Below are 21,922 nucleotides of genomic sequence, written 5' to 3'. Positions count from 1 at the left end.
TGTCGGTGGTCTTCGTAGAATGGTGAGAGTGTCGATCACCCCTGTCTCCGGAACCCAGAAGCTCAGCGTCCGAGGCGCCCGCGTCCACAATCTGAAGGACGTCGATCTCGAGATCCCACGGGATTCGCTCGTCGTCTTCACGGGCCTCTCCGGCTCGGGCAAGTCCTCGATGGCCTTCGACACGATCTTCGCGGAAGGGCAGCGGCGCTATGTGGAGTCGCTCTCCGCCTACGCCCGCCAGTTCCTCGGCCAGGTGGACCGCCCCGACGTCGACTTCATCGAGGGGCTGAGCCCGGCGGTGTCGATCGATCAGAAGTCGACGAACCGGAACCCGCGCTCGACGGTCGGCACGATCACCGAGATCTACGACTACATGCGCCTCCTGTGGGCGCGCATCGGCGAGCCGCACTGCCCGGTGTGCGGCGAGCGGATCCAGCGTCAGACGGTGCAGCAGATCGCGGACCAGCTCATGGAGCTGGAGGCGGGCACCCGCTACCAGGTGATCGCCCCGGTCGTGAAGCAGAAGAAGGGCGAGTTCGTCGACCTCTTCAAGGAGCTCGCGGCCTCCGGCTACGCGCGCGCGGTCGTCGACGGCGAGGTGGTGCAGCTGACGGATCCGCCGAAGCTGAAGAAGTCGTACAAGCACGACATCGCGGTCGTGGTCGACCGTCTCGTGGCCGGCCCCGACATCCTCACGCGCCTCACCGACTCGGTGGAGACGGCGCTGGGCCTCGCCGACGGGGTCGTGCAGGTGGACTTCGTCGACCTCGCGCTCGACGGCCCGGACGCCGCCGCGAAGTTCCGCACCTTCAGCGAGAAGCTGAGCTGCCCGAACAGCCACCCCCTGCAGCTCACCGAGATCGAGCCGCGCACCTTCTCCTTCAACGCCCCGTTCGGCGCGTGCCCGGAGTGCTCGGGCCTCGGCACGAAGATGGCCGTCGACACCGACCTGCTCATCGGCGACCCGGAGCTGAGTCTCAACGAGGGCGTCATCCTGCCCTGGAACCAGGGTGGCAAGGGGCTCTACAACTACTTCCAGCGCCTCCTCGAGGGGCTCGCCCGGGATCTCGGATTCTCGCTCGACACGCCCTGGCAGGACCTCTCCGACGAGGTCCGCACGGCGATCCTCCGCGGCAACGACTTCGAGGTCGTGGTGCAGTGGCGCAACCGCTACGGCCGGCAGATGAAGTACTCGACGGGCTTCGAGGGCGTCATGCCCTACATCGAGCGGAAGTTCCAGGAGGCGGAGAGCGACTGGTCGCAGCAGCGCTACGGCGAGTACCTCCGCGAGGTGCCGTGCCCCGTCTGCGATGGCGCGCGCCTGAAGCCGGAGGTGCTCGCGGTGCTCGTCGCGGGGGAGAGCATCACGCGCGTCGCGGAGCTGAGCCTCCAGGACTCCTACGACTTCATGCAGCGGCTCGAGCTCACAGAGCGCCAGGCGCGGATCGCGGCGCAGGTGCTGCGCGAGATCCGCGTGCGCCTCGAGTTCCTGCTGGAGGTCGGGCTCGGCTATCTCACGATGGCGCGGGCGGCGGCGACCCTCTCCGGCGGCGAGGCGCAGCGCATCCGCCTCGCGACGCAGATCGGCTCGGGGCTCACCGGCGTGCTCTACGTGCTCGACGAGCCGTCCATCGGCCTGCACCAGCGCGACAACCGCCGCCTCATCGACACGCTGGTGAAGCTCAAGAGCCTCGGCAACACGCTCATCGTCGTCGAGCACGACGAGGACACGATCCGCACGGCCGACTGGATCGTCGACATCGGGCCCGGCGCGGGGGAGCACGGCGGCAACGTCGTCCACTCGGGCGACTACGCCTCGCTGCTCGAGAACCGCGAGTCGATGACGGGCGACTACCTGGCCGGCCGTCGCGAGATCGAGATCCCGACGTCCCGCCGCAAGATCGACCGGAAGCGGCAGCTGACGGTCGAGGGCGCGAAGGCGAACAACCTGCGCGATGTGACGGTGAGCTTCCCGCTCGGCACCTTCGTCGCGGTGACCGGCGTCTCGGGCTCGGGCAAGTCGAGTCTCGTCAACGACATCCTGTACAAGGTCCTCGCGAACCAGCTCAACGGGGCGCGCCAGGTGCCGGGCAAGCACAAGCGGGTCACGGGGCTCGATCACCTCGACAAGGTCGTGCACGTCGACCAGGCGCCCATCGGCCGCACGCCCCGCTCGAACCCCGCGACCTACACGGGCGTCTTCGACAAGATCCGGACGCTGTTCAGCGAGACCGCCGAGGCGAAGGCGCGCGGCTACCTGCCCGGCCGCTTCAGCTTCAACGTCAAGGGCGGCCGCTGCGAGAACTGCTCCGGCGACGGCACGATCAAGATCGAGATGAACTTCCTCCCCGACGTCTACGTCGCCTGCGAGGTGTGCCAGGGGGCGCGCTACAACCGCGACACGCTCCAGGTGCACTACAAGGGCAAGAGCATCGCGGAGGTCCTCGACATGCCGATCGAGGAGGCGGCCGGCTTCTTCGAGCCGATCTCCTCGATCCACCGCTACCTGAAGACCCTCGTGGATGTCGGCCTCGGCTACGTGCGCCTCGGCCAGTCCGCGACGACGCTCTCGGGCGGCGAGGCGCAGCGCGTGAAGCTCGCGACCGAGCTCCAGAAGCGCTCGAACGGCCGGAGCATCTACGTGCTCGACGAGCCGACGACGGGCCTGCACTTCGAGGATGTGCGCAAGCTCCTCCTCGTGCTCGGCGGGCTCGTCGACAAGGGCAACTCGGTCATCGTCATCGAGCACAACCTCGACGTCATCAAGAGCGCCGACTGGCTCATCGACATGGGTCCGGAGGGCGGCTCGGGCGGCGGGCTCGTGCTCGCGACGGGCACGCCGGAGCAGCTCGCGGAGCACCCGGAGAGCCGCACCGGCGAGTTCCTCCGCGAGATCCTGGAGCCGGCCGCGACGGCGCGGAGCCGGCGCAAGGCGAGCTGAGGTGGCGCGCGTCGAGCGGGCCGACGCGATCCCGTGGCGGCCGAAGGCGGGGGAGATCCCGACGAGCCCCGGCGTGTACCGGTTCTCGGACGCGCAGGGGCGCGTGCTCTACGTCGGCAAGGCGAAGAACCTGCGCCAGCGCCTCGCGAACTACTTCCAGCCGCTGCGGAGCCTCCACGAGCGCACCCGCGCCATGGTGCTGCGCGCCTCGGGCGTGGAGTGGACGATCGTCGGCACCGACATCGAGTCGCTCCAGCTCGAGTACACCTGGATCAAGGAGTTCGACCCGCCGTTCAACGTGAAGTTCCGGGACGACAAGACCTACCCGTTCCTCGCCCTCACCATGGCCGATGAGGCCCCCCGCGTCATCGTGACGCGCAACCGCCGCATCCCGGGTGCGCGCTACTTCGGGCCCTACCCGAAGATCTGGGCGGTGCGCGAGACCGTCGACCTCATGGTGAAGGCGTTCCCGATCCGCACCTGCTCGGATTCGAGCTACAAGCGGGCGATGCAGACCGGGAGGCCGTGCTTCCCCGGGCAGATCGGCCGCTGCGGCGGCCCGTGCTCCATGACGGTCTCGATCGAGGAGCACCGCGCCGTCGTCGAGCAGTTCGCGCACTTCATGGCGAGCCACGATCAGAGCGCCGTGGCGGCGCTGCGGCGCTCGATGGTCCGCGCCGCCGAGGAGCAGCGCTACGAGGAGGCGGGGCGGCTGCGCGACCGCATCCAGGCGCTCGAGAACGTGCTCGAGAAGAGCGCCGTCGTCCTCCGCGACGGCGTCGACACGGACCTCTTCGCGATCGAGCACGACGAGCTCGCGGCCGCGGTCCAGCAGTTCGTGGTGCGCGGCGGCCGCATCCGGGGCACCCGCAGCTGGGTGGTCGACAAGGAGCTCGACGTGCCCGTCGGCGAGCTCGTCGACTCGGTGCTCGAGAGCGCCTACGAGTCGGAGCCGCCCCCGCGCGAGATCCTCGTGCCCGAGCTCCCGGAGGACTCGAGCGCGATGGAGACCTGGCTCGCCGCCCGCCGCCCGCGCGGCGGCCAGGTGAGCCTCCGGACGGCGCAGCGCGGCGAGAAGGCCGCGCTCATGCAGACGGCGACGCTCAACGCGAAGCAGGCGCTCATGCTCTACAAGACGCGCCGAACGGCCGACTACGTGGCCCGCACCCAGGCCCTCACCGACATCCAGGACGCGCTCGGTCTCCCCGACGCCCCCCTCCGCATCGAGTGCTACGACGTGTCCCACCTCGGCGGCACCAACATCGTCGCCTCGATGGTCGTGTTCGAGGACGGCCTGCCGCGCAAGAACCAGTACCGGAAGTTCTCGATCGCCGAGTACGCGGACGACACCGCGGCGCTCTACCAGGTGCTCATGCGGCGACTGGCGCGCCTCGACGAGGAGACGGAGGCGGGCGTCGACGAGGAGGGCGCGCGGAAGCGCTTCGCCTACCGGCCGAGCCTGCTCATCGTCGACGGCGGCCAGCCGCAGGTCGAGGCGGCCGCGCGGGCGCTCCGCGACAGCGGCGCCGCCGACATCCCGGTCGTCGGGATCGCAAAGCGGCTCGAGGAGATCTGGATGCCGGACGACGCGTTCCCGGTCATCCTGCCCCGCAACAGCGAGGCGCTCTTCCTCGTGCAGCGGATCCGCGACGAGGCGCACCGCTTCGCGATCACCTTCCAGCGGCAGAAGCGCAAGGGCGACATCCAGACGGTGCTCGCCGAGGTCCCGGGGCTCGGCCCGTCGCGGATCACGGCGCTGCTCAAGCACTTCGGCTCGGTCGCCCGCCTGCGGGCCGCGAGCCCCGAGCAGATCGCCGAGGTCAAGGGTGTCGGGCCCGCGACGGCCGCCGCGATCGCGGCTAGGCTGGGCTCGTCGCCCACGCCCGCCGCCGACCCGCAGACGGAGCCATGACCGAGAACGACACCGCACGCGAGATGCTGCTCGTCACCGGCATGTCGGGCGCCGGCCGCTCGACCGTCGCGAAGGCGCTCGAGGACGTCGGCTGGTACGTCGTCGACAACCTGCCGACGCAGATGCTGCGCCCGCTCGTCGACCTCGCGAGCGCCTCCGCCGAGGCCATGCCCCGCATCGCCGCCGTCATGGACGTCCGCGGCGGCGCCCTGTTCCGGGACGTCGAGGCGACGCTCGAGTCGCTCCGCCGCGACGCGACGGTCCGCATCCTGTTCCTCGATGCCACCGACGCGGCCCTCGTGCGGCGCTTCGAGCAGGTCCGGCGCCCGCACCCGCTCCAGGGCGACGGCACGCTCCTCGACGGCATCACGACGGAGCGGTCGATGCTCCGCGAGCTGCGCAGCGAGAGCGACCTCATCATCGACACCTCCGAGCTCAACATCCACCAGCTCGCGAACCGCATCGTCGAGCGCTTCAGCGAGGCCGACGACGACGCGCTCCGGCTCACGGTGCAGAGCTTCGGCTTCAAGTACGGCATGCCCACGGACGCCGATCTCGTGGCCGACGCGCGCTTCCTGCCGAACCCGTTCTGGGTGCCGGAGCTGCGCCCGGGGACGGGCCGCGACCTCGAGGTGAGCGAGTACGTGCTCGCGCAGGAGGGCGCCGAGGCCTTCCTCGACGGCTACCTGCAGGCGCTGGTCCCGGTCTTCGCGGGGTACCGTCGTGAGAACAAGCGGCACGCTACGATCGCTATCGGATGCACGGGCGGCAAGCACCGTTCCGTCGCGCTCGCCGAGGAGCTGGCCCGCAGATTCCGTGAGATCCCCGGAGTCGCCGCCAGCGTCAAGCATCGCGACCTCGGCCGCGAATGACAGGAGAGGATCGCGTGGCACTGACCGCCGACGTCAAGCAGGAGCTGACCGCAATCGAGGTCGGCAAGACGACGGTGAGGGCGGCGGAGCTCGCGACGATCCTGCGCTTCTCCGGCGGCCTCCACATCATCTCGGGGCGGATCGCGGTCGAGTCGGAGGTCGACTCGCCGCAGATCGCGCGCCGGGTCCGCAAGGATCTCGCCGAGCTCTACGGCGTCCGCAGCGAGGCGACCATGATCTCCGCGGGCGGCGCCCGGAAGGGGCCCGCGTACCTGGTGCGCGTCGTCGAGGGGGGCGAGACCCTGGCCCGTCAGACGGGGCTCCTCGACGCCCGCCGCCGGCCGATCCGCGGCCTCCCGAACCGCCTCACGACCGGCAACCGCGAGGATCTCGCCGCCGTCTGGCGCGGGGCCTTCCTCGCGGCAGGCAGCCTCACGGACCCCGGCCGCTCCGCGGCGCTCGAGATCGTCTGCCCCGGCAACGAGGCCGCGATGGCGCTCGTCGGCGCGGCGGGCCGCCTCCGCATCCCCGCGAAGGCGCGCGAGGTGCGCGGCGTGCACCGCGTCGTCGTCCGCGAGGGCGAGGCGATCGGCGCGATCCTCCGGCTCATGGGCGCGGATGCGACGGTCGCCGCGTGGGAGGAGCTGCGGCAGCGCCGCGAGGTGCGCGCGACCGCGAACCGGCTCGTGAACTTCGACGACGCGAACCTGCGCCGCAGCGCGCAGGCCGCCGTCGCCGCGTGCGCCCGCGTCGAGCGCGCGCTCGAGATCCTCGGCGACGAGGTGCCCGAGCACCTGAAGTACGCGGGCGACCTGCGGCTCGCGCATCGCGATGCGAGCCTCGACGAGCTCGGCCACCACGCCGATCCGCCCATGACGAAGGATGCCGTCGCCGGCCGCATCCGGCGCCTCCTCGCGATGGCCGACAAGAAGGCCTCCGACGAGGGGATCCCCGGCACGGATGCGGGACTCCCGCCCGAGCTGGCGGAGTGAGCCTCCGCATCCGCTGACACGCGGCGTCATCCCGGACCCCGGCCCGGCGCCGCCGCCCCCGTCCTCGATAGGCTCGGAGCGTCGCCCGGCGTGGCGGATGCCATGCGGGGATCAACCTCTAGGAGAGATGAACGATGGCTGTCTACACGCTTCCCGACCTGCCCTACGACTACTCGGCGCTCGAGCCGCACATCAGCGGCAAGATCATGGAGCTGCACCACTCGAAGCACCACGCGACCTACGTCGCGGGCGCCAACACGACCCTCGAGAAGCTCGAGGAGGCGCGCGAGTCGGGCGACTTCGCGAACATCAACCGCCTCTCGAAGGATCTCGCCTTCCACCTCGGCGGTCATGTCAACCACTCGATCTTCTGGACCAACCTCTCGCCGAACGGCGGCGGGCAGCCCGAGGGGGAGCTCGCGGCGGCGATCGCCGACCAGTTCGGCTCCTTCGAGAAGTTCCAGGCGCACTTCGCGGCCGCGGCCGCCGGCATCCAGGGCTCCGGCTGGGCGGTCCTGGGCTGGGACCCGATCGGGCAGAAGCTCGTGATCGAGCAGCTCTTCGACCAGCAGGGCAACACGAACCTCGGCCTCACGCCGATCTTCCAGCTCGACATGTGGGAGCACGCCTTCTACCTCGACTACCTCAACGTCAAGGCGGAGTACATCAAGGCGGTCTGGAACATCGCGAACTGGGAGAACGTCGCACAGCGCCTCGCGGTCGCGCGCGAGAAGACCGACGGCCTGCTGGTACTGTCGTAACGGCTCTGCGACCGGGGCTCCGGCCCCGGTCGCGCGGCCTCACCACCACCACCCATCCCGCATCCGCGGACCTTCAGATCGCGTGCAAGCGCATCGAACAAGGAGTGCAATGAGCGTCAAGATCGGCATCAACGGCTTCGGCCGGATCGGTCGCAACTACTTCCGCGCCGCCCTCGCCCAGGGCAGCGACCTCGAGATCGTCGCCGTCAACGACCTGACCGACAACAAGACCCTCGCGACCCTCCTCAAGTACGACTCGATCACGGGCCGCCTCGACGCGACCGTCGAGTACGACGACGAGAAGATCACGGTGAACGGCAAGGCCATCACGGTGTTCGCGGAGCGCGACCCGGCCGCCCTCAAGTGGGCCGACCACGGCGTCGACATCGTCATCGAGTCGACCGGCCGCTTCACGAAGGCCGAGGACGCCCGCAAGCACATCGACGGCGGGGGCGCGAAGAAGGTCATCATCTCGGCGCCGGCGACCGGCGACGACGCGACCTTCGTCATGGGCGTCAACCACGAGTCCTACGACCCGGCGAACCACCACATCATCTCGAACGCCTCGTGCACCACGAACTCCCTCGCGCCGCTCGCGAAGGTCTTCAACGACACCTTCGGCATCGAGCGCGGCCTCATGACGACGATCCACGCGTACACCGCCGACCAGAACCTGCAGGACGGCCCGCACAGCGACCCGCGCCGTGCGCGCGCCGCCGCGATCAACATCGTCCCGACCTCGACGGGCGCGGCGAAGGCCATCGGCCTCGTGCTCCCCGAGCTCAACGGCAAGCTCGACGGCTACTCGCTGCGCGTGCCCGTCCCCACCGGCTCCATCACCGACCTCACCATCCAGGCCTCGCGCCCGGTCACGAAGGACGAGATCGACGTCGCGTACAAGGAGGCCAGCGAGGGCTCGCTCAAGGGCATCCTCAAGTACTCGGAGGACCCGCTGGTGTCGAGCGACATCACGACCGACCCGCACTCCTCGATCTTCGACGCCCCGCTGACGAAGATCATCGGCGACCAGGTCAAGCTCTACGCCTGGTACGACAACGAGTGGGGCTACTCGAACCGTCTCGTCGACCTCACCGAGTACGTCGCCGAGCGCCTCTAGGCGCCGGAACGCACCCCGGGATCCGACAGCATGACGCTGCGCACCATCGAGAGCCTCGGCGAGCTCTCGGGCACGACGGTCCTCCTGCGCTGCGACCTCAACGTCCCGCTGAAGGAGGGCGTCATCACGGATGACGGGCGCGTGCGCGCGTCCGTCCCGACGATCGACGCCCTCCTGACGGCGGGTGCGCGGGTCGTGGCCATGTCCCACCTCGGGCGGCCCGACGGCGCGCCCGACGCGCGGTACAGCCTCGCGCCGGTCGCGCAGCGGCTCAGCGAGCTCCTCGGCAAGCCCGTGTCCTTCTCCTCGACCACGGTCGGGGAGGAGGCTCGGGATGCCGTCGCCGGCCTCCCGGCGGACGGCGTCCTGCTCCTCGAGAACCTGCGCTTCGACGCGCGGGAGACCTCGAAGGACGCGGGCGAGCGCGAGGCCTTCGCACGCGAGCTCGCGGAGCTCGGCGACGTCCTCGTGTCCGACGGCTTCGGCGTCGTGCACCGCAAGCAGGCGAGCGTGTTCGAGCTCGCCGAGGCCCTGCCGAGTGCGGCAGGTCTCCTCATCGCCCGCGAGCTCGAGGTCCTCGATCGGCTCACCGAGAGCCCGGAGCGCCCCTACGCGGTCGTGCTCGGCGGCTCCAAGGTCTCCGACAAGCTCGGGGTCATCGAGCATCTGCTCCCGCGGGTCGACTCGCTGCTCATCGGCGGCGGCATGCTCTTCACCTTCCTCGCGGCGCAGGGCCACAAGGTGGGATCCAGCCTGCTCGAGGCGGATCAGATCGACACCGTGCGCGGCTACCTGGCCGAGGCCGAGCGCCGCGGCGTGGAGATCGTGCTGCCGACGGATGTCGTGGTCGCGTCGAGGTTCGGCGCCGACACGGAGCACATGGTGCGTCCCGCCGACGGCATCGAGGAGACCCCCTTCGGCGCCTCCGGACTCGGTCTCGACATCGGGCCCGAGACCGCCGCGCGGTTCGCGGAGATCGTCGCGGCGTCCTCGACCGTCTTCTGGAACGGCCCCATGGGCGTCTTCGAGCTCGCGCCCTTCGCGGCGGGCACGAAGGCGGTCGCCCAGGCGCTCACCGAGGTCTCCGGCCTCGGCGTCGTCGGCGGCGGCGACTCCGCCGCCGCCGTGCGCGCGCTCGGATTCGAGGACGCGCAGTTCGGTCACATCTCCACGGGCGGAGGCGCCAGCCTCGAGTTCCTGGAGGGCAAGCAGCTTCCCGGCCTGGAGGTCCTCGGATGGCAGTCAGCATGAACACCACGACCCGTCGCCCGCTCATCGCGGGCAACTGGAAGATGAACCTCGACCACCTGCAGTCGATCGCGTTCCTCCAGAAGCTCGAGTGGGCGCTCAAGGACGCGAACCACGACTACGGTGCGGTCGAGGTGGCGGTCTTCCCGCCGTTCACCGACCTGCGCAGCGTGCAGACGCTCGTCAGCGCCGACAAGTACGAGATCGCCTTCGGCGGCCAGGATCTCTCGGCGCACGACTCGGGCGCCTACACGGGCGAGATCTCGGGCGCGTTCCTCTCCGCGCTCGGAGCCGGCTACGTCATCATCGGCCACTCGGAGCGACGCCAGTACCACGGCGAGACCGACGAGCTCGTGGCGGCGAAGGTGGCTGCGGCGCACAAGCACGGGCTCGTCCCCGTGATCTGCGTCGGCGAGACCGCGGAGGACCTCGAGGAGCACGGTCCGAGTGCCGTGCCGGTCGCCCAGCTCCGGACCGCACTCGGCGGTGCCGAGCAGGGCAAGGAGGTCGTGGTCGCCTACGAGCCCGTCTGGGCCATCGGCTCCGGCCAGGCGGCGACCGCGGAGCAGGCCGAGCAGGTCTGCGCGGCGCTGCGTCCCGTGGTCGCCGAGCTGCTCGGCGAGGAGGCGGGCGAGTCGACCCGCGTGCTCTACGGCGGCTCGGTGAAGTCGGGCAACATCGCGGGCTTCATGCGGCAGCCGAACGTCGACGGCGCGCTCGTCGGCGGCGCGAGCCTCCAGCTGGAGGAGTTCTCCGCGATCGTGCGCTATCAGAAGCACGTGGTCTGACGCGCCGGGAGTCCTCCCAGCGGTTATGATGTACCCCGGCCGTTCGGCCGATGCGAAAGGTTCTCCGTGGAAATCCTCCAGGTCGTCATCCAGGTGCTGCTCGGCGTCACGAGCCTCCTGCTGACGCTGCTCATCCTCCTGCACAAGGGTCGCGGCGGCGGTCTCTCCGACATGTTCGGCGGCGGCGTCACCTCGAACCTCGGCGCATCGGGTGTCGCGGAGCGTAACCTGAACCGCATCACGGTCATCCTCGGCATCGTGTGGGTCTCGTGCATCGTCGTGCTCGGGCTCATCACGAAGTTCGACGGCGGCGGCGCCGTCTGAGCGCCGTGCGGCACGTAGCGCGCCGAATCACGTAGCACCCCACAGCACCGCCGCGACTCGCGCGGCACCCGAGGAAGGACACCACCGTGGCATCTGGTGGCAGCGCGATCCGTGGATCGCGGGTTGGCTCCGGCCCGATGGGCGAGCAGGATCGCGGTTTCCACGCGGAGCGGATCGCCGTCTCCTACTGGGACGCGTCCGGCAACGAGACCGTCCGCTACTTCGCGGCGAATCTCCCGGACGAGGAGATCCCCGACGTGATCGACAGCCCGACGACCGGCCTCCCGGCCGGCCGTGACAAGGCGAACCCGCCGCAGTCGCAGAAGTCGGAGCCCTACAAGACGCACCTCGCGTACGTGAAGGAACGCCGCAGCGAGGAGGAGGCCGCGCAGCTCCTCGAGGAGGCGCTCGTGCAGCTGCGCGCCCGCCGCTCGGGCGAGACCGCGAAGGCCTGACGCCCCGCAGCTCCTCACGTCGACGAGGAAGGCCCCGGCTCGCGAGAGCCGGGGCCTTCCTCGTCGGTCCCGAGGGCCGCCGCGCCGGCGCTCAGGACGGGATGTCGTGCGCGGCCGTCCAGTACTGGTTCGGCGCGATGAGCGCCTCCGGCACCTCCGCGGCGGCCGCCGCATCGACGAAGAACACCGTCCGCTTCCGTCCCTGGACCCCGGCAGCCGGCACCTCGCCGATGCTCGCGCCCGCGAGCGCGAGGCCGAGGGCGCCGGCCTTGTCGGCGCCGGCGAGCACGAGCCAGATCCGCTCGGCGGCGTTGATCACCGGGAGGGTCAGGGACAGTCGCGCCGCGGGCGGCTTGGGGGAGTCGGGCTCGGCGACGACGACCCGCGCCGTCTCGTGCACCTGCGCGTGCTCGGGGAAGAGGGAGGCGATGTGGCCATCCGGACCGACGCCGAGGAACATGACGTCGAAGCGCGGAGCCGGCGCCCCCTCCGGTGCGGCCTCCGCGAGCATCCGCTCGGCGGCCAGCGCGGCCTCCTCGATCGTGCGGTGCTCGCCCGGCGCCGGGAGGGTCTTGACCTGGTCCGGCTCGAGGCCGAGCGCGTCGAGCAGCGCCGCCTTCGACTGGGTGTCGTTGCGCTCGGGGTCGCCGTGCGGGAGGTAGCGCTCGTCGCTCCACCAGAAGGTGATCTTCGACCAGTCGACGCTCTCGCGCGCCGGGCTCGCGGCGATCGCCTCGAGCACGGCCGAGCCCATGGTGCCGCCCGTGAGCGAGACGTGCGCGTGGCCCTGCTCCTCGATCACGTCGATGATCTTCGTGATGAACCGTGCAGCGACGCTCCCGGCGAGCGATTCCTTGTCCGGATGGACGAGAACCCGTCTCTCGTTCGTCACGCGTGCTCCTCTGCTCGGGTCAGGACTCGGACGCCGCGGCGATGCCCAGGCGGTCGAGCCCCTTCTGCACGACCTCGCCGAAGAGGTCGTCGGGATCGAGCCTACGCAATTCCTCGGCCAGGCAGTCGCGGAGGCTGCGGCGCGGCAGGGAGATGTCGTGACGGGGCTGCTCGGGCTGCTCGAGGCGGGCCACCTTCGGCTGGATCCGCTCGAGGACGATGGGCCCCGCGGCGCGATGGAGGACCACGCGGTGGATGCCGCTCGAGCCCTCCTCGTGGTCGACGAGCTGCAGCTCCACGTCGACGTCGAGCTGCAGCTGCAGCCAGGCGGCGAGGAGCTCGGTCGAGGGCGAGTCGTCCGAGCCGCGGACCTCGATGCGCTCGACCGGCTGGTACGGCGGCTGATCGAGGACGGCGGCGAGCTGCGCGCGCCAGAGCGTGAGCCGGGTCCAGGCGAAGTCGGTGTCGCCGGGACGATAGCTGCGGGCGATCGCGGCGAGGGACTCGAGCGGCCGGGCGGTCGCGGCGGCGTCCGTGATGCGCCGTGTCGCGATCGCGCCGAGCGCGGAGTCGCCGGGATCGAGGGGATGCGCGCCCGGCCACCAGACGACGACGGGGGCGTCGGGGAGGAGCAGCCCCGTCACGAGGCCCTCCTCATCGCTCGCGACCTCGCCGTGGGCGCGGAGAACGATGACCTCGCTCGCGCCGGCGTCGCCGCCGACCCGGATCTGGGCGTCGAGCCGCGAGTCGCCCGCATCCCGGTCCGCCGAGAGCACGATGACGCGCATCGGGTGCTCGCGGGAGGCGTCGTTGGCGGCCTCGATGGCCTCCTCCTCCTCGCCGAGCGCCGTCGAGATGACGAGGGTGAGCACGCGGCCGAGGGCGACGGCGCCTCCCTCCTCGCGGATCTTGACGAGGGCCTTCGAGACCTTGCTCGTCGTGGTCTCGGGCAGTTCGACGATCACGGGCGCCTCCAGACGCGGCCGTCGCGGGCGAGGAGCTCGTCCGCGGAGGCGGGACCCCAGGTCCCGGGACGGTACTGCTCGGGCTGCTCGTCGAGCGAGGCCCAGTGCTCCTCGATGGGGTCGAGGATCTTCCAGCTGAGCTCGACCTCCTCGTGGCGCGGGAAGAGGGGCGGGTCGCCGAGCAGCACGTCGAGGATGAGCCGCTCGTAGGCCTCGGGGCTCGCCTCGGTGAACGCATGGCCGTAGCCGAAGTCCATGGTGACGTCGCGCACCTGCATGGTGGCACCCGGGACCTTCGAGCCGAAGCGGATCGTGACGCCCTCGTCGGGCTGCACGCGGATCACGAGCGCGTTCTCGCCGAGCGCCGAGGTCTGGCTGTCGGCGAAGAGATATTGCGGCGCGCGCTTGAACACGACCGCGATCTCGGTCACGCGGCGGCCCAGACGCTTGCCGGCCCGGAGGTAGAACGGCACGCCCGCCCACCGCCGGGTGCCGATGTCGAGTCGCATCGCGGCGTAGGTCTCGGACTGGGAGTCCGGGTTCATGCCGTCCTCCTCGAGGAAGCCGAGGACCTTCTCGCCGCCCTGCCACCCGCCGGAGTACTGTCCTCGGGCCGTCGCCGCCGAGAGGTCCGCGGGGAGGCGCACCGCCGAGAGCACCTTCTCCTTCTCGGCCCGCAGGTCGGCCGCGTCGAAGGAGACCGGCTCCTCCATGGCGGTCAGCGCGAGGAGCTGGAGGAGGTGGTTCTGGATGACGTCGCGTGCCGCCCCGATCCCGTCGTAGTAGCCGCCGCGCCCGCCGACGCCGATGTCCTCGGCCATCGTGATCTGCACGTGGTCCACGTGGTTCGCGTTCCAGAGGGGCTCGTAGAGCTGGTTCGCGAAGCGGAGCGCCAGGATGTTCTGGACGGTCTCCTTGCCGAGGTAGTGGTCGATCCGGAACACCGAGTCGGCGGGGAACACCGACTCGACGACGGCGTTGAGCTCGCGTGCGGTCTCGAGGTCCGAGCCGAAGGGCTTCTCGATGACCACGCGGCTCCAGGTGCCGTCGCGCTGCTCCGCGAGCCCGGAGCGCCGGAGCTGCTCGGTGACCTCGGGGAAGGACTTCGGCGGGATCGAGAGGTAGAAGGCGTGGTTGCCCATCGTGCCGCGATCCCGGTCGAGTCCCTCGAGCGTCGACTTGAGCTGCTCGAAGGCGGCCGCGTCGTCGAAGGTCCCCTGCACGAAGCGGATGCCCTGCGCGAGCTGGCGCCAGACCTCCTCGTCGAAGGGGGTCCGCGCGTACTGCTTGACCGCGTCGTGCACGACCTGCTCGAAGTCCTCGTCCGCCCAGTCTCGGCGCGCGAAGCCGACGAGGGCGAAGCCCGGGGGCAGCAGCCCGCGGTTCGCGAGGTCGTAGACGGCGGGCATGAGCTTCTTGCGCGAGAGGTCGCCCGTCACCCCGAAGATCACGAGGGCGCTGGGCCCCGCGATCCGGTTGAGGCGGCGGTCGCTCGGCAGCCGGAGCGGGTTGAACTCCGGGGTGATCTCGACGGGCATGCGTCTGCTTCCGTGCGGTGCGGGCGTCAGGCGATCGCGGACCGGATGGCGGCGGTCGCCGCGGCCGGATCCGTGACGGTCAGCGTCAGCACGGGGCGTCCGTGGTCGGCGAGGACGCTCGCGTCGCCCGCCGCCTGGGCCTGGATGAGCTGGCCGAAGGTGAAGGGCCGCTCCGGGATCTCGAGATCCTCGGACGCCGTGCCCACGACCTGCAGGAACACGCCCTGCGCGGGGCCGCCCTTGTGGTACTGGCCGGTGGAGTGGAGGAAGCGCGGGCCCCAGCCGAAGGTGACGGGCCGGCCGGTGCGGGCCGCCACGGCATCCCGCAGCCCGGTGAGCTCGGGGTTCGCCGGGCGGTCCAGGTAGGCCTGGATCGCCACGTAGCCGTCGGCGCCGAGCTGCGCGAGGAGCGCCGACACCGCGCCCGCGAGGGTGCGGTCGGCGATCTCGAGCCCGCCTGCGGTGCGCACCTCGATCCCGGCGTCGACGAAGACGGGCTCCGTCGGCTCGGGACGCTGGTCGAGCAGGCCGCGCGCGGCGATCTTCGCCGACTCCACGTCGGGCTGGTCGTAGGGGTTGATCCCGAGGAGGCGGCCGGCGACCGCCGTCGCGACCTCCCAGAGCAGCAGCTGCGCGCCGAGCGAGCCGGAGACCTCGATCTCGCCCTCCGCGACCTCCTCGGTGGCCTTGGCGTCGGCGACGAGCCGCACGATCTGGAGGTCGTCGATCACGACGTCGAGCTCGGGGGAGCCGGTCGTGAGCACGACGGGGAGCACGCCGCGGCCGTCCTTGCCGGTCGACTCCGCGATGAGCTGCTCGGCCCAGTCGCCGAGGCCCACGATGTGGGTGCCGTCGGGGACGATGCCGAGCTTGTCCTTGAGCGGCTCGGTGCCGGCGATCGCCGCGCCGAGCACGAGGCCCGGGTTCTCGGGCGAGTCGAGCGCGAGCTCGAGCTCCGCGGCCTTGGCCTCGTCGAGGAGCTGCTGGATGTCGACGCCGGCCAGTCCCGTCGGGACGAGCCCGAAGGCGGTCAGTGCCGAGTAGCGGCCGCCGACCGTCGGGTCGGCGTTGAAGACGCGGTAGCCGTCGGCGCGCGCGGCCTCGTCGAGCGGCGAGCCCGGGTCGGTCACGATCACGATGCGGCTCGTCGGGTCGATCCCCGCGGCGCGGAAGGCGCCCTCGTAGACGCGCTTCTGGCTGTCGGTCTCGACGGTGGAGCCGGACTTCGAGGAGATGACGACCGCCGTCTGCTCGAGACGGTCCTCGAGGGCGGAGCGCACCTGACCGGGGTCGGTCGCATCCAGGACGGTGAGCTCGTGGCCGTAGGTGCCCGCGATGACCTCGGGCGCGAGCGAGGAGCCGCCCATGCCGCCGAGGACGATGTGGGACACGCCCGCGGCACGGAGCTCATCGCGGAGGGCGAGGATCTCGGGCACGAGCGCGCTCGAGACCTCGGCGGCCTCGGTCCAGCCGAGGCGCTTCGCGCTCTCGGGCTCGGCCGCCTCGCCCCACAGGGTGGCGTCCTTCGCGAAGAGCCGGCTCGCGAACTCGTCCTCGACGAGTTGCGGCACGACACGGGCGACGGCCTCGGCCGCCGCACCGCTCGCGACGACCGTGGCGGTCACTTGGCCGCCTCCAGCGCCGCGGTGACGGTGTCGAGGAGCTCGTTCCACGAGACGACGAACTTCTCGACGCCCTCGCGCTCGAGGAGCGCGGTGACCTCGTCGTAGTCCACGCCGATCGCGGCGAGCTGGTCGAGGACGGCCTTCGCGTCGGCGTAGGAGCCGGTGACCCGGTCGCCCTCGATGCTCGCGTGGTCGAAGGTCGCCTCGAGCGTCTTCTCCGGCATCGTGTTCACGACGCCGGCGACCGCGAGCTCCGTCACGTAGAGCGTGTCGGGGAGCGAGGGGTCCTTGACGCCGGTCGAGGCCCAGAGCGGGCGCTGCGCGTTCGCGCCGAGCGCGAGGAGCTCGCGGGCGCGGTCGCTCGAGAACTCCTGCTCGTAGAGCTCGTAGGCGAGCTGGGCGTTCGCGACGCCCGCCTTGCTCTTGAGCGCTGTCGCCTCCTCGGTGCCGATCGCATCCAGGCGCTTGTCGATCTCGCTGTCGACGCGGGACACGAAGAAGGACGCGACCGAGTGGATCGTCGACAGGTCGCGGCCGTTCGCCTTCGCCTGCTCGAGACCCGCGAGGTAGGCGTCGATGACCGCGCGGTGGCGCTCGAGCGAGAAGATCAGGGTCACGTTGACGCTGATGCCCTCGGCGATGACGGCCGTGATGGCCTCGAGGCCCTCGATCGTCGCGGGGATCTTGATCATCGCGTTCGGACGGTCGACCTTCGCCCAGAGGCGCTTGGCCTCCGCGATGGTGCCGGCCGCGTCGTGCGCGAGACCCGGCTCGACCTCGATCGAGACGCGTCCGTCGATGCCCGCGGTGCGGTCGTAGACCGGGCGGAACACGTCGGAGGCGTCGCGGACGTCGTCCGTGGTGATCTCGAAGACCGCGTCGGTGACGCCGGTGCCCGCCTTCGCGAGCTCGGCGACCTGGGTGTCGTAGGCCTCGCCCTTCGCGAGCGCGGCCGCGAAGATCGTGGGGTTCGTCGTCACGCCGACGACGTCGCGCTCGGCGATGAGCTTCTCGAGTCCGCCCGACTGGATCCGCTCGCGCGAGAGGTCGTCGAGCCAGATGCTCACGCCGACGGCGGAGAGGGCTGCGGTGGGGGTGGTGGTCATGTCGTTGCCTGTGCTTCCTGGAGAGACGGCGTCGGTGCGTGCGTCGCTCAGCCGCGGGCTGCGGCGAGCGAGTCCTTCGCGGCGGCGACGGCCGACTCGGTCGTCATGCCGAACTCGCGGTAGAGGGTCTTGTAGTCCGCCGAGGCGCCGAAGTGCTCGATCGAGACGGAGCGGCCGTGGGCGCCGAGGTAGGGCGCCCAGGTGAGCGCGAGACCGGCCTCGATGGAGACGCGGGCGGTCACCGCGGCGGGGAGGACGGACTCCTTGTAGGCGTCGTCCTGCTCCTCGAACCACTCCTGCGAGGGGACCGAGACGACGCGCGCCCGGATGCCCTCGCCCTCGAGCTGCTCGCGGGCCTCGACGGCGATCTGCACCTCCGAGCCCGAGGCGAGCAGGATCACGTCCGGCGTGCCGTCGGCGTCCGCGAGGACGTAGGCGCCCTTCGCGGTCCCGGCGGCGGAGGCGAAGCCGCCCTCGCCGCGCTCGAAGACCGGGAGGTTCTGGCGGCTCAGCGCGATGCCGGCCGGGCCCTCGCGGCGCTCGAGGATCGTCTTCCACGCCCACGAGACCTCGTTGGCGTCGGCGGGGCGCACGACGTCGAGACCCGGGATCGCGCGGAGCGTCGTGAGCTGCTCGATCGGCTGGTGCGTCGGCCCGTCCTCGCCGAGGGCGACGGAGTCGTGCGTCCAGACGAAGATCGACGGCGCCTTCATGAGCGCCGCGAGGCGGACCGCGGGGCGCATGTAGTCGCTGAAGATGAGGAAGGTGCCGCCGTAGGGGCGCGTGTTGCCGTGCAGCACGATGCCGTTGAGGATCGCGGCCATGGCGTGCTCGCGGATGCCGAAGTGCAGCGTGCGGCCGTAGGGGTTGCCGGTCCACTCGTGCGTCGAGTGCTCCTCGGGGACGAAGGACGCGACATCGGGGATGGTCGTGTTGTTCGACTCGGCGAGGTCGGCCGAGCCGCCCCACAGCTCGGGGATGACCGGGCCGAGCGCCGCGAGGACCTTGCCGCTCGCCGCGCGGGTGGAGACGTCCTTGCCGGCCTCGAAGACCGGGAGCACCTCGTCCACGCCCTCGGGCAGCTCGCCCGTGAGCACGCGGTCGAGGAGCGTCTTGCGCTCGGGGTTCGCGGCGGCCCAGGCGTCGAAGCCCCGCTGCCACTCGGCGTGCGCCGCGGCGCCGCGCTCGAGCGCCTTCCGGGTGTGCTCGATGACCTCGGGCGCGACCTGGAAGGTCTGCTCCGGGTCGAAGCCGAGCACCTCCTTGAGCGCCGCGAGCTCGTCGCCGCCGAGAGCGGAGCCGTGGATCTTGCCCGTGTTCTGCTTCTTCGGGCTCGGCCACCCGATGATCGTCTTGAGGATGATGAGCGAGGGCTTCGAGGTCTCGCCCTGGGCGGCCTCGATGGCGCGGTGCAGCTCGGCGACGTCCTCGACGTACTCGCCGGTCTTCTTCCAGTCGACGACCTGGACCTGCCAGCCGTAGGCCTCGTAGCGGGCCTGCACGTCCTCCGTGAAGGCGATCTGCGTGTCGTCCTCGATGGAGATCTGGTTGCTGTCGTAGAAGGCGATGAGGTTGCCGAGCTGCTGGTGGCCGGCGAGCGAGCCGGCCTCGCTCGTGACGCCCTCCTGGATGTCGCCGTCGCCCGCGATCACATAGGTGAAGTGGTCGAAGGGGCTCTCGCCGGCGGGCGTCTCGGGGTCGAAGAGCCCGCGCTCGTAGCGCTGGGCGTAGGCGAAGCCGACCGCCGAGGCCAGACCCTGGCCGAGCGGGCCCGTCGTGATCTCGACGCCGTCGGTGTGGCCGTACTCGGGGTGGCCGGGGGTCTTCGAGCCCCAGGTGCGCAGCGCCTCGAGATCCTCGATCTCGAGGCCGTAGCCGCCGAAGTAGAGCTGCACGTACTGGGTGAGCGAGCTGTGGCCGGCCGAGAGGATGAAGCGGTCGCGGCCGATCCACTCGTTGTCGGACGGGTCGCGGCGCATCACCTTCTGGAAGAGGAGGTAGGCGAGGGGCGCGAGGCTCATGGCCGTCCCGGGGTGGCCGTTGCCGACCTTCTCGACCGCGTCGGCGGCGAGCACCCTCGCCGTATCCACTGCCTTGTCGTCGATGGGGTCCCACTGCAGAGCTGGCACGGTGATGCTGACCTTCCGATTCGATGCGGGGCGTCGGCCAACGTCCCCGCGGGATCCGCTCGCCGTCCGGGATCGGGCGCCGCCGCATCCGCGCGCCATCACGGCGTGGGGGAGGGCTCGGCGCTGGCGAGCACTCAAGATCATAGTCAGGTGAGGCACGCGCCGCAGACGCGCGTGCGGACGTGGGACGTCCGGCGTCGGCCCGCGGATCGCCTAGACTCTTCCTGCACAACCGTCCCGCGATCACGAGGTCCCATGCAGCTGACAGTCGACGGCCGCGTCGATCGGCCCCGCGTCGGCGTCCTCCGCAAGGCGAAGGCCTATGTCGCGCTGACGAAGCCGCGGGTGATCGAGCTGCTGCTCATCACGACCGCGCCCGTCATGGTCCTCGCCGCGCGCGGCATCCCCGACCTGTGGCTCGTGCTCGCGACGCTCCTCGGCGGCGCCCTCTCGGCGGGCTCCGCGAACGCCTTCAACTGCTACATCGACCGCGACATCGACCGCGTCATGAAGCGGACCCAGAAGCGCCCGCTCGTGACCGGCGAGCTGAGCGACCGGGAGGCGCTCGTCTTCGCGTGGGTGCTCGGCATCGGCTCGACCGCCTGGCTCGCCTGGACGACGACGCCGCTCGCGGCGGCGCTCTCGGTCTTCGCGATCCTCTTCTACGTCTTCGTCTACACCCTCTGGCTCAAGCGCCGCACGCCGCAGAACATCGTGTGGGGCGGCATCGCCGGCTGCATGCCGGTGCTCATCGGCTGGGCCGCCGTGACGGGCTCGCTGAGCCTCGAGGCGCTCATCCTCTTCGGCATCGTGTTCCTGTGGACGCCGCCGCACTACTGGCCGCTCTCGATGCGCTACCGGGAGGACTACGCCTCCGTGAGCGTGCCGATGCTCGGCGTCGTCCGCGGCGAGACCGCGGTCGGGCTGCAGGTCATCCTCTACGCCTGGGCGACGGTCGCCTGCTCGCTCCTCCTCATCCCGGTCGGGCAGATGGGGCTCGTCTACGCGATCGCGGCGGCCGGCTCGGGCGTCTGGTTCGTCGTCGAGTCGCACCGCCTTTACGCGCGGGCGATCCGCGGCGACGAGGAGGTCAAGCCGATGCGGGTCTTCCACGCCAGCATCACGTATCTCACGCTCGTCTTCATCTCGGTCGGCATCGACCCGCTGGTGCATCTGCCGATCCCGTTCTGATCGGGCGAGCCGAGCGGCGTCGCGGACCGGACGCCGCCTCTTATCCCCCGGGAGGGGATCGGGGCGACGCGCCGGCCCGGATGCGCTGACACGCCGCCGCGCGACGGGAACCCCTCCCGGAGGTGCCGGGAGCGCCGGCGATCAGCGCTTGAGCGAGAGCACCGAGGCGGTCGTGAGCGAGGCGAGCACGCAGGCGAGCACCATGTGCACGCCGACGAGGAAGGGCGGGAGGCCGAGTCGCGCCTGGATGAGCCCGACCGCGACCTGGACGAGCTGCGCCGCCAGCAGCGCCACGAGGAAGCGGCGAGGGGCCGTGATCCCGCGGAGCACGGCGATCCCGACGAGCACGACCGTCAGCGCGAGCATCGCGTAGGCGGGCCAGCTGTGGATGTGCTGCAGCAGCTCGGGGTCGAGGCCGTTGCGCGCGGCGCCGTGGTCGCCCGCGTGCGGGCCGGACCCGGTCGTGAGGATGCCGACGAGGATCGTGACGAGCACGATGCCGGACAGCGCGTGGACCGCGCCGGCGAAGGGCCGCGGCACGGCGAGCGCGCGCGGCACGGCCGGGTCGACGAGGTGCACGCGGTACACGAGGACGGTCGCGAGGCAGACCAGCCCGATCGAGAGCACGAAGTGCAGGCCGACGACGTAGGGGTTGAGGTTCGTGAGGACCGTGATGCCGCCGATGACGCCCTGCCCCGGGATGCCGAGGCCGAGCGCGAGGGTCAGCGCGAAGAGGTCGCGCCGCTCCCGGCGGAATCGCAGGATCGAGATGAAGGCCGCGAGCGCGATGAGGATGAGCGCGAAGGTGAGCAGGCGGTTCCCGAACTCGATGATCCCGTGGATGCCCATCTCGGGCGTCGACACGTAGCTCTCCTCGGTGCAGCGCGGCCAGGTCGGGCAGCCGAGGCCCGAGGCGGTGAGCCGCACGAGTCCGCCCGTGCCGACGATCACCGTCTGGGAGACGAGCGAGGCCCAGGCGAGGGCGCGGACGCGGCGGTCGGCGACGCCGGCGGGCAGCGCTGCGAGGAGAGCGCCGGCAGCGGGCGCAGAGGTTCCGGGCACCGGCG

General features: G+C 71.1%; 18 protein-coding genes. 11 read left to right on the top strand and 7 right to left on the bottom strand.

The window, feature by feature from the left end; translation table 11 throughout:
* Positions 1–19 precede the first annotated feature (19 nt).
* From uvrA to OF852_RS03165, 10 genes are all read left to right on the top strand, one after another.
* Complete coding sequence (uvrA, locus tag OF852_RS03210; protein ID WP_271120375.1) at positions 20–2,941, top strand: excinuclease ABC subunit UvrA; 2,922 nt, start codon at positions 20–22, stop codon at positions 2,939–2,941.
* Position 2,942: 1 nt separating this feature from the next.
* Positions 2,943–4,853 carry an excinuclease ABC subunit UvrC gene (uvrC, locus tag OF852_RS03205; RefSeq protein WP_271120374.1) on the top strand — a complete coding sequence of 637 codons (1,911 nt, stop codon included), beginning with the start codon at positions 2,943–2,945 and terminating at the stop codon, positions 4,851–4,853.
* Positions 4,850–5,725: an RNase adapter RapZ gene (gene rapZ, locus OF852_RS03200; protein ID WP_271120373.1), complete on the top strand. Its 876-nt coding sequence runs from the start codon at positions 4,850–4,852 to the stop codon at positions 5,723–5,725. Before uvrC ends, rapZ begins: the two co-directional genes overlap by 4 nt.
* A 14-nt stretch (positions 5,726–5,739) precedes the next feature.
* A complete protein-coding gene (whiA, locus tag OF852_RS03195) occupies positions 5,740–6,717 on the top strand; it encodes a DNA-binding protein WhiA (RefSeq protein WP_271120372.1) in 978 nt (325 codons plus the stop codon).
* Between the two features lie 134 nt (positions 6,718–6,851).
* Entirely contained in the window at positions 6,852–7,478 is a 627-nt protein-coding gene (locus OF852_RS03190) for a superoxide dismutase (RefSeq protein ID WP_271120371.1), read from the top strand.
* Between the two features lie 109 nt (positions 7,479–7,587).
* A complete protein-coding gene (gap, locus tag OF852_RS03185) occupies positions 7,588–8,595 on the top strand; it encodes a type I glyceraldehyde-3-phosphate dehydrogenase (protein ID WP_271120370.1) in 1,008 nt (335 codons plus the stop codon).
* Between the two features lie 30 nt (positions 8,596–8,625).
* The gene (locus tag OF852_RS03180; RefSeq protein ID WP_271120369.1) at positions 8,626–9,846 is read left to right on the top strand and encodes a phosphoglycerate kinase; all 1,221 of its coding nucleotides are present in this window, start codon (positions 8,626–8,628) and stop codon (positions 9,844–9,846) included.
* A complete protein-coding gene (tpiA, locus tag OF852_RS03175) occupies positions 9,843–10,631 on the top strand; it encodes a triose-phosphate isomerase (protein ID WP_271120368.1) in 789 nt (262 codons plus the stop codon). The genes OF852_RS03180 and tpiA overlap by 4 nt, the downstream gene beginning before the upstream one ends.
* Positions 10,632–10,697: 66 nt before the next feature.
* Positions 10,698–10,955 carry a preprotein translocase subunit SecG gene (gene secG, locus OF852_RS03170; RefSeq protein WP_271120367.1) on the top strand — a complete coding sequence of 86 codons (258 nt, stop codon included), beginning with the start codon at positions 10,698–10,700 and terminating at the stop codon, positions 10,953–10,955.
* Positions 10,956–11,041: 86 nt separating this feature from the next.
* The gene (locus tag OF852_RS03165; RefSeq protein ID WP_271120366.1) at positions 11,042–11,410 is read left to right on the top strand and encodes an RNA polymerase-binding protein RbpA; all 369 of its coding nucleotides are present in this window, start codon (positions 11,042–11,044) and stop codon (positions 11,408–11,410) included.
* Positions 11,411–11,501: 91 nt separating this feature from the next.
* Here OF852_RS03165 and pgl read toward each other — a convergent pair whose 3' ends face one another.
* The 6 genes from pgl to tkt are packed head-to-tail and all read right to left on the bottom strand — an operon-like array spanning position 11,502 to position 19,664.
* Positions 11,502–12,302 (bottom strand): 6-phosphogluconolactonase, encoded by an 801-nt coding sequence (gene pgl, locus OF852_RS03160; RefSeq protein ID WP_271120365.1) that lies wholly within the window; start codon positions 12,300–12,302, stop codon positions 11,502–11,504.
* A gap of 19 nt (positions 12,303–12,321) precedes the next feature.
* Positions 12,322–13,266 (bottom strand): glucose-6-phosphate dehydrogenase assembly protein OpcA, encoded by a 945-nt coding sequence (locus OF852_RS03155; RefSeq protein ID WP_271120364.1) that lies wholly within the window; start codon positions 13,264–13,266, stop codon positions 12,322–12,324.
* Complete coding sequence (zwf, locus tag OF852_RS03150) at positions 13,263–14,804, bottom strand: glucose-6-phosphate dehydrogenase (RefSeq protein WP_271120363.1); 1,542 nt, start codon at positions 14,802–14,804, stop codon at positions 13,263–13,265. The genes OF852_RS03155 and zwf overlap by 4 nt, the downstream gene beginning before the upstream one ends.
* 26 nt (positions 14,805–14,830) lie before the next feature.
* On the bottom strand, positions 14,831–16,429 hold the full coding sequence (locus OF852_RS03145; RefSeq protein ID WP_271120362.1) for a glucose-6-phosphate isomerase: 1,599 nt from the start codon (positions 16,427–16,429) through the stop codon (positions 14,831–14,833).
* Complete coding sequence (gene tal, locus OF852_RS03140) at positions 16,426–17,535, bottom strand: transaldolase (protein WP_271120361.1); 1,110 nt, start codon at positions 17,533–17,535, stop codon at positions 16,426–16,428. Before tal ends, OF852_RS03145 begins: the two co-directional genes overlap by 4 nt.
* 47 nt (positions 17,536–17,582) lie before the next feature.
* Entirely contained in the window at positions 17,583–19,664 is a 2,082-nt protein-coding gene (gene tkt / locus OF852_RS03135; RefSeq protein WP_271120360.1) for a transketolase, read from the bottom strand.
* Positions 19,665–19,919: 255 nt separating this feature from the next.
* On the opposite strand from tkt, the gene OF852_RS03130 reads away from it, so the two are divergent.
* Positions 19,920–20,855: a heme o synthase gene (locus tag OF852_RS03130; protein ID WP_271120359.1), complete on the top strand. Its 936-nt coding sequence runs from the start codon at positions 19,920–19,922 to the stop codon at positions 20,853–20,855.
* A 141-nt stretch (positions 20,856–20,996) separates the two neighbouring features.
* Here the strand turns inward: OF852_RS03130 and OF852_RS03125 are convergent, their stop codons facing one another.
* Positions 20,997–21,917, bottom strand: a complete 921-nt coding sequence (locus OF852_RS03125; RefSeq protein ID WP_271120358.1) for a COX15/CtaA family protein — start codon at positions 21,915–21,917, stop codon at positions 20,997–20,999.
* Positions 21,918–21,922 lie beyond the last annotated feature (5 nt).

Source organism: Homoserinibacter sp. YIM 151385 (assembly GCF_027912415.1).
Taxonomy (GTDB): Bacteria; Actinomycetota; Actinomycetes; order Actinomycetales; family Microbacteriaceae; genus Schumannella.
The sequence above is the reverse complement of the archived record's forward strand: the minus strand, read 5'-3'. Positions and strand labels throughout refer to the sequence as shown.